9 protein-coding genes are annotated in these 12,991 nt (G+C 48.6%); 5 read left to right on the plus strand and 4 right to left on the minus strand.

The genetic code is table 11. The features are described from left to right. Positions 1 to 25: 25 nt before the first annotated feature. The 3 genes from Enr17x_RS01570 to Enr17x_RS01580 form a co-directional block, all read right to left on the minus strand. The gene (locus Enr17x_RS01570) at positions 26 to 886 is read right to left on the minus strand and encodes a MotA/TolQ/ExbB proton channel family protein (protein ID WP_145305500.1); all 861 of its coding nucleotides are present in this window, start codon (positions 884 to 886) and stop codon (positions 26 to 28) included. Between the two features lie 339 nt (positions 887 to 1,225). After that, on the minus strand, positions 1,226 to 4,312 hold the full coding sequence (locus Enr17x_RS01575; RefSeq protein ID WP_198000908.1) for a tetratricopeptide repeat protein: 3,087 nt from the start codon (positions 4,310 to 4,312) through the stop codon (positions 1,226 to 1,228). A 226-nt stretch (positions 4,313 to 4,538) separates the two neighbouring features. Beyond that, a complete protein-coding gene (locus Enr17x_RS01580; protein WP_198000909.1) occupies positions 4,539 to 5,828 on the minus strand; it encodes an alpha/beta hydrolase in 1,290 nt (429 codons plus the stop codon). A gap of 143 nt (positions 5,829 to 5,971) precedes the next feature. Here Enr17x_RS01580 and Enr17x_RS01585 point away from each other — a divergent pair, with 143 nt between their 5' ends. From Enr17x_RS01585 to Enr17x_RS01595, 3 genes are all read left to right on the plus strand, one after another. Further along, positions 5,972 to 6,379: a hypothetical protein gene (locus tag Enr17x_RS01585; protein WP_145305502.1), complete on the plus strand. Its 408-nt coding sequence runs from the start codon at positions 5,972 to 5,974 to the stop codon at positions 6,377 to 6,379. A gap of 14 nt (positions 6,380 to 6,393) precedes the next feature. Next, a complete protein-coding gene (locus Enr17x_RS01590; RefSeq protein WP_145305503.1) occupies positions 6,394 to 6,963 on the plus strand; it encodes a methyltransferase family protein in 570 nt (189 codons plus the stop codon). Between the two features lie 99 nt (positions 6,964 to 7,062). Then, positions 7,063 to 7,506, plus strand: coding sequence for a Fur family transcriptional regulator (locus tag Enr17x_RS01595; RefSeq protein ID WP_145305504.1), 444 nt, complete (start codon positions 7,063 to 7,065; stop codon positions 7,504 to 7,506). Positions 7,507 to 7,521: 15 nt separating this feature from the next. Here Enr17x_RS01595 and Enr17x_RS01600 read toward each other — a convergent pair whose 3' ends face one another. Further along, positions 7,522 to 8,637, minus strand: coding sequence for a ZIP family metal transporter (locus Enr17x_RS01600; RefSeq protein WP_145305505.1), 1,116 nt, complete (start codon positions 8,635 to 8,637; stop codon positions 7,522 to 7,524). Between the two features lie 527 nt (positions 8,638 to 9,164). On the opposite strand from Enr17x_RS01600, the gene Enr17x_RS01605 reads away from it, so the two are divergent. Beyond that, positions 9,165 to 10,751 (plus strand): OprO/OprP family phosphate-selective porin, encoded by a 1,587-nt coding sequence (locus tag Enr17x_RS01605; protein WP_198000910.1) that lies wholly within the window; start codon positions 9,165 to 9,167, stop codon positions 10,749 to 10,751. Between the two features lie 752 nt (positions 10,752 to 11,503). Continuing rightward, entirely contained in the window at positions 11,504 to 12,970 is a 1,467-nt protein-coding gene (locus tag Enr17x_RS01610; RefSeq protein ID WP_145305507.1) for a type I 3-dehydroquinate dehydratase, read from the plus strand. Positions 12,971 to 12,991: the final 21 nt, after the last annotated feature.

Consider the following 12,991-nt stretch of genomic DNA (forward strand, 5'->3'; position numbering starts at 1 on the left):
GCAATGATGATTCGAACCCGTGTTGTTACGACTTACTCGTCGTCTTATCCGCTTTGGTTTTCGGGGTCGGGACTGTTTTGCGGCTGGCAGCACTGGCGGCCAGGCCTTCCGCCGAGATGAGATGCACTAAGTCTTGTGCATTTTGGTCCATTTCCATGACCAGTCCATCCACGCGGCCTGCCAGGTACATATACATGATGAGCGAGGGGATCGCGATTCCCAGACCGAAGGCCGTTGTTAACAGGGCCATCGCAATTCCGACGGCCAGCTCTTCGGCTTTGCCCATTGCGCTACTGTTGGCAATTTCATTGAATGCCTGAATCATACCGATGACGGTTCCCAGGAGACCCATCAGGGGGGCTACGGTAGCCACGCCATTGATGACGCGCAAGTGTTTGCGGAGTTGCGAGAGTTGTCGCTCGCCGCCATCGATGATGGCCTGTTCGACTTCGACACTGGGCTTGCCCCATTTACGAACGCCGTGTGCAAAGACTGAAGCAATCGGACTGGGGTTCTCTTCGCAGAGTTTCAGTGCAGAACGCGCATTGAGTTTGCCATCTTTCAGAAGTTTCAGGAATCGACTGACAAAATGCCGGGGGATCACGCGTCCTGATCTGAGGATCACCAGTCGCTCAATGATAAACCACATGGAAATGACTGAGGCGATCACAAACGGCAGCAGAAAATAACCCATCTCCTGAATGATGTCTTCCGGAGTGGAAGGGATGACCGTATTCCGTTTGATCGGCTGACCGTCTTCTGGCAGCGGGCCATTGGGATCAGTGACTTCCACCAGTTTTCCATTGACGGATTCCACGACTTTGGGTAATCGTTCCTGGGCTTTCGCAGAACCGGAAAACAGCAATAGCGAGACTGAAGCAATCATGACGAACTGTAGTAGTAACCGAGAAATGCGCTTATAAAAGAAATGCGCACATTGTCCCCGATCGGTGTGATCAGCGGAGGGCTGTTTTAGGCTGCTGATAAAATTGATCATGAGCAATGAAAGTCACTCTAAATTGATTGGAGACGTGCCACAGGTTTCTGATGCTGGCCTGATTCAGGTCTCATGCTGCGCTGTTGGAACTGAAAATTCTGACATCGTAATCACGATACGATTACAGGATGAGACCTAGTTTACGTCAGATTGGTTTTCCCGTCGAGTCTGGAATCGGAATTCCCAGGTGGAAGTGGCGGTGATGTATGTCGTCGGGAGGGGTAGAATTTATTGTTTCTTGCCGATTTGGGACTGAACAGCCTTTACGCGTTCTTTGGCGCGAGGAACCAGTTCATGTTCAGGGAAACGCTTCAGGAAGTCCTGATACGTTTTTAAAGCCTGAGCCCATTCGTTCAGCGCTTCGTGGCACATTCCCGCCTGGAACAGAGCCGGGGCCTGCCATTCGGGAAATTGATACTGGATATCGACTTGCAGATACCCCAGCAGTGCTTCTTTGAACTTTTCCTGAATCATCAGAGTTTCTGCCAGTAGAAACTGGCATTTGGCTGCGGTTTCGGTGCGTCTGCCGTTTTCAGAATCAATAATCTTCTGAAAGACTTTGCGTGCTTCCGCAAATTTCGCCTGATTTTTTAAGCTGCGTCCGAGCACTTCTTCGGCTTGATACAGAAAGGGGCTTTTTGAATCCCAACTGCGGAACTGGTCGACCGTCTGTTGAACCTCATCGTATTTTTTTTGACGGAAATAGGTTTCTGCTAACAGCACCCAGACGCGAGGGTACCAGGGTTCCTGGCTCAGCTCTTTTATTTTCTTGTCGTCGACCAGTTTCAATAATTCGGTCTGAGCGGGTTCAATCTGGTTTTGATACAGGGTCGCCTCAGCCTGGTGAAATTGGGCAAATGCCGCGTATTCATTCTTAGGAAAACGTTTGAGTAACGCTTTCGAAAATTTTTCAACCTGATCCCATTTTTGCAGCTCAAGGTTGATTTCGATCAGTCGATACAGAGACACCTGTTGCACTTTTTTATCGGACTTGGGTGAAGCCTGCAATTCATCAAATGTTTTCGCTGCTGCTTCCAGCTTGCCCGCGATTAAATCACTTTCTGCGAGGCTCAATCGCGCGTTGTCGGCCAGATCGCTCTCAGGCGTTTCTTTTACCAGACGTCGGAAAATCTCATCCGATTGTTCAAACTGTTCTGCTTCGTAATTGATCAACGCCCATTCATCCAGAATTTTATCCAGATTATCTGCTTTGGGAAATTTCAGCAGCAGTGCTTCATAAGCCTGATTGACGGCATCAATGTCCTTTAATTGGAATAAAGTTCTTGCGGCCTGCAAGCCAGCAAGCATCGCGTAGCGTGAAGGAGCAAATTGCGATAATGCTTTTTGATAAACGGCTACCGCTGCTTCCAGTTGCTTATTGTTTTCCAGACTGCGTCCCTGCATATACGTCGCCTCAGCGGCTAGCGGGCTTTTGGGAAATTCTTTGACAAACTGTTCGAAGTGTTCAGCTGCCTGTTGATTTTCACCCAGTTGAAATTCACTCCACGCCAGGCCGGAAAGTCCAGCTGGATATTCCGGCGAATCCGAACCACTTTTGGCGATTTCTGCAAAGAAATTTTTAGATCGCTCCCACTGTTTTTTCTCGTAGTTTCGTTCGGCTAACTGGCGATAGGTCTGAATGAGCAGGTCGGCGTTTGGCTTCCGTGTCTGCAGTTGATCCAAATACTGATCAACCTCTTTCGCTTTCTCATTTTTGTCCGCGATGATGATCAGGTTTGCGAGGATCTGATTAAATCTGACTTCATTAGGAAACTGTTTCAGATATTCTTTTGAAAGTGATTCCGCTTCCGCATACTTCTGCAGCGAGTTGAAGCTGTTACTTTGCAGAACCAGTGCATCAGCATATTCGCTCGAGGATTTGTCTGTTTCAGGATCTTTTAGATAAGACTCTAAAACTTGAATCGATTTGTCATACTTTTTTAATTTCTGATACGTGCGAGCCAGATAAAGCCGGGCCAGCAGTCGGGTGTTCTCCAGTTTTGTTTGATCGAGAACTGTCTGGAAGTGATTCAGCGCTGCCTTAAGGTCTTCTGGCTTACCTTTGGTATCGCGAATGCGGCCTTTGAGTAGCTCCTGGTGCAGCCGCAAACCGCTTTGGGGATACGCTTTTTCAAACTGTGCCGCCAGCTGTTCTGCTTCTGCCAGTTGATCCGTCAGCATGGCGGCTTCAACGGCAAAGTGCAGGCTGTCGTCGGCGAGATCACTGTCGGGGAATTGCTTTACCAGTTCGAGGAATAAGGTTTTGGCCGCCGCCGGTTTCCCGGAACGCAGTAACGTATCAGCCAGCTGGTAGTTCGTTAACTCTTTCTGTTTGGGAGTTGGCTTTGATTTGAGTGCCTGTTCAAAGGCAATAATCGCATCGGAGAGCTGATTGGCTCCCTTCAGACTGACCCCTTTCCAATACAGAGCGTTTGCAGCCTGTTTGGGGTCTTTGGCGACAATCTCAAACTGTTCGATCGCTTTTGTGTATTCGTGCATATCGTAAAACGCGTAACCGGCATTCAATCGGGCGGTGATTCCTAGCGGACTCTCCGGAAACTTCACAGGAAGTTCCAAAAACACCTTGGCTGCTTCCTGAAATTGTCCCCGATCAAACAGCGATGTGGCTAATGACATCTGTGCGTCGCTGGCACGGGAATGATTTTTTTTGCCGGCGATTTCCTTGAAGCGTTTTTCTGCTTCTTCAGGCTGCTTATTTCGTAAATAGGCGGATGCGAGACCAAACTGCGCGTCTTCGGACATCGCCCCTTTGGGGTGCCGATCCAGGGACCTCTGAAAACTTTTGACTGCCAGCTCGGCTTTACCTTGCCTGAGCATGACATCGCCGAAGTAGGGATACGCCCATTCTTCCAGAGCATGGTTAGGATACTGTTTGAGAAAGTCCGTGAATTCTTTTTCTGCCGCTTTCAGATCATCGAGCAGATAACTGCATTCTGCGATGCGATATAATGCATCAGGCAGGTTTTTATTTTTGGGATACTGTTTGGCAAAGTCTCGCAGAACCTCTCGGGCTTCCTTGTATTTTTGCTGATTAACGAGTGTCAGACCAAGATAAAATTTTGCCAGAGGGACGTTCGTATGGGTCGGATAATTTTTCAGGTATTTCTGAAAAGTCTCCGTTGCCAGTTCCCAGCGGTTTTGTTTATACAGACCGATGGCCAGTTGAAATTCATCAGAGGCTTTATCGGCCTGCGCAAACGAAGCAGGCAGTGAGGCCAGAATCAGAATAATCAGACAGAGTCCGCTGGAACGTATGTTTGACAAGCAAGGGAGCTGGATACGGTAAATCATCATATTGGAATCGTCAGATCGATCTAAAATAGTAAAAAAGCACTCCCTCATATTATCGTGTGTTTTCAGGCAGAGGCAAGCGGCGTTACCGAATTCTCCCCCTGCAGAAGTGAAAACCTGATCGATGGAAGGAATTCGGAATTGAAGTGGGCTCTGTAAAGCACAAGACGCACTGATCTTGGCTTAAACTGGTGATCAGGTTGTCGCTTCCGGGTGAGTGTTGCCCTGATTAGCTGCCTTTAAAGTGTTGGTCTGCAAAATCGAGGTATTGCTGCCAATCAAAATCGGTGACATTATGCTTGCCGGTTCGGATATGATATCCCATCTGCTGTTGGATTGGCTGATTGACTTTTGGCATCTCTTTGGCACCGAATCCCGATGTCCCCAATAGTTTATAGACCGGCTCAGCGTACTTCACGGATAAGAATTCTCCGTTGGGGTCCGCCCATCGATCATCTTCGGCACTGGCAACATACACGGGGCGCGGGGCGATCAGAGAGATCAACATGTGCTGATCCACGGGCAACTCTTCTTCTTTATCGATGTACTTGTTGAAATTGTCACAGAACCAGTGTGGAAACGCATTATTGATGACATTCAGGGTCTCACCAAAACGGCGTCGGCTGAGAGCCGCTCCACCACATCCTGAGTCATTCGAAATGACCAGCGCAAATCGCGGATCCTGTGCACCGGCCCAGAGGGATGTCTTACCGAGGCGCGAATGTCCCATGACGGCGACTTTGTTCGCGTCGATCTGCTTGTCGGTTTCCAGATAATCCATCGCACGGCTGAGTCCCCAGGCCCAGGCAGAAATCGTGCCCCACTCATCGGGCGCGGGCTTCTGTTTGGAATTAAATAGGGCGTGAACGCCGTTCTTGAAGCCATCATCATAGTCGGGATCGATGTCACCGCAGTAGATGGCGACCAGTCCATAGCCACGATCAATGATCTTTTCGATGGGCCAGCGTGAAGCCGAGGTCCCACGCGATTTTTCTGTGGCGTGGTGATCTACAATTCCTTTGTCTTTATTGGCCCGCATCCATTTGTCTGAGAGTTTAACATCCTTTTCTTCGGTGATGGTATGGTTGCCATAAAAGTTGAGTCCGATGAAGACAGGGACCGGCTTTGTTGCTTTGGCGGGCAGATAGATCAACAGATCCATCCGCGGCTCTTCTTTTTTGCCGGAAAAATAGATAGAGACTTCCTTTCGGATCGCTTTACCATTCAGTGCATCATTTTTTTGTGAAGTGACCTCAAACAGCATGTCTTTTGGTGGTGCAGGGCTCTTGCCGTAGACTTCACTTTCGAAGAGTTCCAGAATTTCGGGACGACGGACCTTCTGCCACTCCTCGGCTGAGTCCACTTTCTCCCCCTCGGAAGTCACCAGCGGATCGGGGAGCTTGAACTCCGGGACCTTGCTTTCATCATAATTTGGTTTGGGGCGTTGTGCCTGACTGGTTTGACTGCAAATCAGGCAAATGCTGAAGACAAGGGCGGCGGTAAGGAACAGTCGTTTCATATTGCGAGGGCCTTCGTTCTGGTGGGATTTGATCAATCTGGAGTCTGTCTCTGTCACTCGGAACCATTCAAACTATCATATTACAGGTAGAGATTTCAAATCTCTATTCTAAAATCGTCTTCGTTTCCGGTACGATTGACAATATGAAATTAATACGGAACCTGAAAAACGGGATCATTTTCTATTTGCTTGCTCAGGGGGTCGGAGGCATTCTCTGGTGGTATCTGCTGATTCAAATGCCTGAGAGCCGCGCGTTCTTCCTGTCAGATACCCTTTCAGAGCGGGTATTAATTTCATTCTGGCTACCTGATTTCTCGATTTTCATTGTGGGATCACTGGTCGCCGCTTATGGATTCAGTAGAACACGAGTCTGGTCTCTGCCGGTGATTTATTTTTTAACGGGTGGAATTAGTTATGCCAGTTTATACTGTGTTGCCCTCAGTCTTTCGACGCATGGCGGCTGGCCTGGTACGCTGATCATGTTGTGCTGTATGAGTGCGATGTTGCGAATCAGCTTTGTATTGACCAGTGGTCAGCACATTGATGTTTGAGGAAATCGGCCCCAATGAAAATGTTGTTTATTCCGGCTGCACAAGAGTCTCCCCTCTGGTGGATTCTGCTCAAGATTTTTTTGCAGACAGTCTTCTTCTGGAGTCTGTTTCTGTTGGTCATCCCCGCTGGTCTAATGTGGCTGGAATCAGTGCTCGGCTGGAATCCATTTCATTTCTCCGGACAACGGATGTGGGGCGCACTGTTTTTTGTTCTGGGGGGGAGTCTGGGTTTGACCAGCGGTGCGCTGATGGGAATTTATGGCCGGGGGACTCCTCTTCCCTTCGATACGGCACGCCATCTGGTGATTGTCGGCCCCTATCGGTATGTGCGGAACCCGATGGCCCTCGCGGGTCTGACACAAGGTGCTGCAGTTGCTTTGTTTTGTGGTTCCTGGTTAACACTGTGTTACATCATTGTTGGCTTTTTTCTCTGGAATTATTGTTTGCGCCCCATTGAAGAACAGGACCTCCAGCAGCGGTTTGGTGGAGATTATGAAGCCTATTGTTATGCCGTTTGGTGCTGGATTCCCTGCTGGAGAGGATATTCGCCGACTACCCGAGAAATGCAGAGAAACGACAAATAAGCTCCTGTATCTCGTAATTCAGGTATATAATGGCTAATATGCAATGATTGAAACCGTTTATTCACTCAATGGCACTGTGGGGTGCCCGGATCTAACATAATGAAAAATCTGTCCCAGGCAGAAGAAATTGATGAAATACGCACGCTAGTGCGCAATAGTGGTTTGCGAAGCACTGCAGCTCGGATTACCGTGATTCAATTTTTGCGCAAGGCGACTTCACCTCTCACTCATGCTGAGATCGCAGAAGATCTGACTCCGATGGGGTTTGATAAGGCAACCGTGTATCGCAATCTAATCGATCTTGCTGAAGCGGGACTTGTCAAGCGGACCGAACTGGGAGACCATGCGTGGCGGTTTGAGCTGCGCAATCCGGATGAACCGGAAGATGCAGAGCACCCTCATTTTGTCTGCACCGAATGCGGCAGTGTTTCCTGCCTGCACGACGTTGAGTTCAAGACGCCCAAAAATAAGCAATGGGCTCAAGTCGGCACAGTCACGGAAATACTGTTGAAGGGCATTTGCAGCGAGTGCGAGGAAAATTGAGCGGCACTCTTTAATCTAGTGCTCATGTTTGTGGTCGTGGTCATGCGAATCTTCGGATTGGCCGCCATGATCATGCACGTGTCCAGGCTCAATAAATCCGATGCCATAAGCCAATGCGATTCCCAGCAATAACACAAACGAGAGTCGGAACCGATTGTGGGAATGAAATTCCATTTCTGGCAGCAAATCTCCCAGTGAGATACAGATAAAAACGCCAGCGGAAAAGGCGAGGGCACATCCAATGATGATATGCTGAATACCGGAAAACTGCTGAACGCCCAGGAAAAACAGGAGCGCACCCAGAGGACACATCAAAGCGAAACCGATATTGACCGCATTTCGCCAGCCTGCAGACCAGCCCCCGGCGGCCATCAGAGAGGTGATGGAAACCGCGTCTAACGGTTTGTGCAGAGTAATCGCCAGAAATGTTCCCAACCCGAAAAGAGACAGAAAGACTTCATGATGTTGTTCGGCGATGATGCTGGCACCCAGTGCCAGCCCGTCAATCAGCGTGTGCAGTGCCAGACCGAGTGCAATCCCGATCCAACTCAATTGGTGTGAATGGTTATGGGAGTGTACCGGGGCGTGCGCGTGATGATGATCACAGTCATGATCATGGTCGTGTTTGTGGTCTTCTTCCTCATCAAGTTTCACGGTTCCATGTTGGTGAAAGTGGAACGTTCGCAGTAAGAAGAAGAGTGTCACGATTCCCACCATCATCCACCAGACAGCGCGATCTACGGACCCCATTTCCGCGACTGCGTGCGGCAGCAGATGGAACACGCCAATTCCCAGCATGAGGCCACCTACGAAACTGATTAACGTTTCCATGCGCGTGTGTGTTAATCGGATCAGTGAAGGAAGCCAGCCCCCTAACAGTGATGAAAAGACGATCACACTGCAATAGATTCCCAGCAGAGTATACGCCCACGTTTTGCCGGTTTTCTGTGGGGATATTTCTGTGGGTTCCTCTGGTGTGTTTTCCGATTCTGGATGCGGATGAGTGTGTTCGGCGGCCATGGTGGCGCGCGAAATGAAAAAACCGGGTGCGACCAGGAACAGAACCAGGGGGATCATCAGCAGGAACAGCGTTAATTTAACGTCATTCTTAAAAGGAGAAAGAGGTTTCATTGAGTTTAAACTGCCAGCTGAGATCTAAGTTGAAGACGTGAGATAGCCGAAAGGGTTTACCATCGGCATTCATGTATTGTAATAGCAAACTAATTGCGATTGAATTTAACTTTTATAAGAGATCAAGGCAAGAGCCTGTTTGGACCTTCTCAGCTAAGTTTTCGAACTTCTGCTCAAATGTGAGTTGAGTCAAAGTAAAACCCTTGAAATACAGTTATTTACCTCATTGACCGACAAGTTTTGATTGCCTGCCGGGCAGACGGGCATCACTCAAAAGTAGTGATAAGTTCAGATGAGTGCGAGCTTTACTGCGTTAAAATGTTCCGATTAGGGGCTCTGTCGGGTGTGTAGCTAATGGGAGACGGAATGCAGAGCTTCTTCATCATTTCTTAATATATGCTTAAAAAAAGAATCACCGATAAGCGACTATAGGAATCGGACTATCTAGTGTATTCGCACGATGAATAGTGAAATTAGCACAACCTTGCCCGAAATGGATTCCGGGCGATGATACATCAGGGATGAAGATGCGCACATTCATGAAACTGACGGGGATTTTAGTCCTCGCGGGGGCAATTGTACCCTCTCCAAGTGTCTTTGCAGAAGATACGAAAATCAATTCTGATCAACTGGAACGCCTGCTGGAGCGATTAGAAACCGCCGAAAAGCGAATCCAGGAATTAGAACATCAGAAACAGGATGAAAAACTGCAAACTCCGCCTCCGGCACCCGCTCTTCCGCCTCAGCTGAAAAAAGTGGGTGGTGGTCTCGATGATTCGGAAGAATTGCTGATCAACAGTTTCCGAAATGATGCCGGAGACCCGGCATTAGAAAGCCGTCTATCCAGTCTCGAAGAAGACTGGAAAAAGTTCAGCGAATCCGAGCAGGCAAAGAAAGCTAAAGACGCCTCCAAAGCAACAACATTGAAAGTCTTTGGTCGAATTCACCTGGATAGCTGGAATTTTTCTGACAGTACTCCCGGTATTGCCGCCTTCAATAACCCTGGTGACCCGATGGATCCGGAGAACCGGTTTGAGTTCCGCCGTCTGCGTATTGGTGTTTCCGGTGACATCAAAGATAACATGCTCTACAAGTTTGAGTATGACTTTGGTAATCCCGGAAATCCTGCCTTCAAAGATGTTTATATGGGATGGAAAGATCTGCCCGTCTTTCAGACACTCTTAGTTGGTAATCAGAAACGGCCTCTGGGTATGGATCACCTTAACAGTAGTCGATACAACACATTCCTGGAACGTCCTCTGGTGATTGAAGCGTTCAATGAAGATGCCCGGCGTCTGGGGATCTGTGCTTATGGTGTTTCGGAAGATGAAACCTGGAACTGGCGCTACGGTATCTTTAACTTGGAAAACATTGCCGGTGATGGCCAATACGTGGGTGATGCAGGGCAGATGAGTGTCAACGGTCGTCTGGCAGGAACTCCCTGGTACGATGAAACATCCGGTGGTCGCGGTTACCTGCACCTGGGTATTGCCGACATGTGGGCAAATCCTGATGGTGATGCCACCGGTTCCGGAACGGATAACAATGAAGCCCGTTTCCGGACACGCCCCGAAGCACGTACGGGAAGTACTCGCTGGTTGGATACTGGTCGGATCGCTGGTGCAACCTGGTTTAATACACTTGGATTTGAAGCCATGTTAAACGTGGGTTCCTTCTCAGTTGTCAGTGAATATCAGGTTACGAATGTTGGTCGCGGCAGTTCTGGTTCCGACCTGACATTTGAAGGTGCTTATGTGCAGGCGGCTTACTTCCTGACTGGCGAATACCAGCCTATCGACCGGAAATCGGGAACGATTGCTCGTGTTAAACCTCTGGAAAACTTCTTCCTTGTCAATACTTGTGATGGAGATACGGCCAGTGGTTGGGGTGCCTGGCAGGTGGCTGCACGTTACTCATACCTTGACTTAAGTAACGGCAATGTGACTGGCGGTGACGAACGCAACTGGACGCTGGGATTGGTCTGGTGGTGGAACTCTCACGCTCGTATGCAGTTTAACTATATCCATGCGGAAATTGATGATCGTGGTCCGATCGATGGCTATACCGGCGGTAAGTCAGACATCTTTGGTACACGATTCATGGTCGACTTCTAACAGCAGGTCGAATCAAAATTCACAGTGTGAACGATCAAATATAATCTTTCAGGAAGAGAGTCATATGAAATATCTTGGAATTGTCTTACTGGCAGTCTCAGCCATGACCGTGGGGGGAAATCAGAATTATGCCAATCCTGGCGCTCCCTGTTCTAACAATGTGAACGTTGCATGTGGAAACAGCAACTACTGTTCACAGGGCTGTAAATCCTGTCGACTGTATGTCGAAACATTAAAAGTCAAAAAGCATTGCTATAATATTGAGTGCAAAGAGATCTGCATTCCTCCTGTGCGTTTCCCCTGGCAAAAATGCTGTGAACTGAAATGTGGGAAAATTAAAACCGTGCGTGTCTTGAAAAAACACGATTATACGTGTGATAAGTGTGGTTATAAGTGGGTTGTCGAGTGCAATTGCGGCGCTTGTACATCGGGGAATTGCGTAACAGCTCCTCAGCCACCAGTACACTCGGCAAACGCCCAACCTCCTTTGGCTCCTGCAACATCAATCAGAAAAAGGTAAACCAACTGACTTCTGACGCAGAACCGCTGTTGTGATTTTACCTCTGATGAATTTCCATAAACACCTCCTTTACTTTGTTAGAGGGGGTGTTTTTTGTTTATGTTGATATGATAAATCTTGCGGCGAAAGAAATTGTCCGAAGATAAGCATTGGCGCTTTTATTACTCGATGTATCTGGCATAATTGATGGGCTCTGATGGTTCTTTTCCTTTCCCATTGATTGTGTGATCTCATGATTTGTATCTCCGTGACTCCCGAGTCTCGAAATTTTGCCAAAGTTGATATTCTAAACGCGGCCGCTCAATCGGACCTGGTAGAGCTCTGTCTGGATCGATTAATCAAAACGCCAGATATCGGAGATTTGATTTCCGGCTTTGAGATACCAATCCTGGTATCCTGCCGCCGCCCGGAAGAAGGGGGCCAGTTTAAAGGAACAGACTCCGAGCGAATTCAGTTATTGAAGCAGGCGATTATTGCAGAGCCAGCGTACATCGAACTTGATCTGGAAACCGCCCAACAAGTGCCGCGATTTGGCAAAACCAAACGCGTTATCAGTTATACGAGTCTCAAGAAACCACTCTCGCAGGTGAATGAGATTTTTGATGAAATGGCCGAAGCCAAAGCGGACATCATCAAGTTCACCTGGCCAACTCCCACCCTGCAAACTGCCTGGCCTCTCCTGGCGGCGATCAGTCAGAAACGCGAGATCCCCGTCGTCGGCCTGGGATTGGGAGCAGCCGGTATTACGTTTTCTCTGCTCGGCATCAAATATGGTTCTCCCTGGATTTACGCCGCACTGGAAAAGGGGATGGAGGCGTTTGAAGGACAGCCCACGCTGGCGGAATTGGATGAAGTGTATCACCACCGAAGCATCTCTGCCAAAACGCGTTTTGTTGGAGTCGCCGGACTGGGTGTTGCCGAACGACGCACGATTGAGATCTTCAATAATGCTTCAGAACAATTAGGTCTGGACTACACCTGCTTACCGCTGGTCATCAACGACTTCAAACAGGTGCATAAAATGTTGGGGATTTTGAAAATTCGTTCGTTGGTAGTCTGTCCACGAATGGGAGAATTTATTTTACCGTTGGCCGAGCATCTGGAAGAGTCATCAGAACAGACCGGTTATGGTGATTTGCAGCTAAATCAACCGGATGGATGGCATGCGTACGATACGCTGCGGCGGAGCGCGTTTAAAAGCCTGGAAGCAACCTTCGAAGGAAAAATAACGAGTACGGAGAATGTTTTCCAACGCAAAAATATTCTGGTCCTCGGTCAAAGTGGTTTGACGAAAGCCATTGTATACAGTCTGGCACAACAGGGAGCCGTCGTCAGTGTGACTTCAGATAATGACCGGGCCGCACAGGGAATCGCGCGTACGTTTGATATTCGTTACGTTCCCTTTGCCAATTTGTATGACACATTGAGCGATGTGGTGATCCAGACAGACCCCGATCTCAAACTGGGCCACGGTAAGAGCGAATTCAACCCGGCCTATCTTCGCGAGAATATGACGGTGATGGATCTCAGTCAGCTACCTGAAGAAACCGATCTGATCCGGGAAGCAAAGGATCGCGGATGCGAAGTTGTGAGTGTTGACGAAATTTATCGTAAACAGCTGAATCAGATCTTCAAAGCGATTGCCGGGCAGGAAATTCCGGAAGCCGTCTTTTCAAACCGTAGTGAATACACACGCTGAAGTACAAAGCGTCAGGCATGT

Source organism: Gimesia fumaroli (assembly GCF_007754425.1).
GTDB classification, from domain to species: Bacteria; Planctomycetota; Planctomycetia; order Planctomycetales; family Planctomycetaceae; genus Gimesia; species Gimesia fumaroli.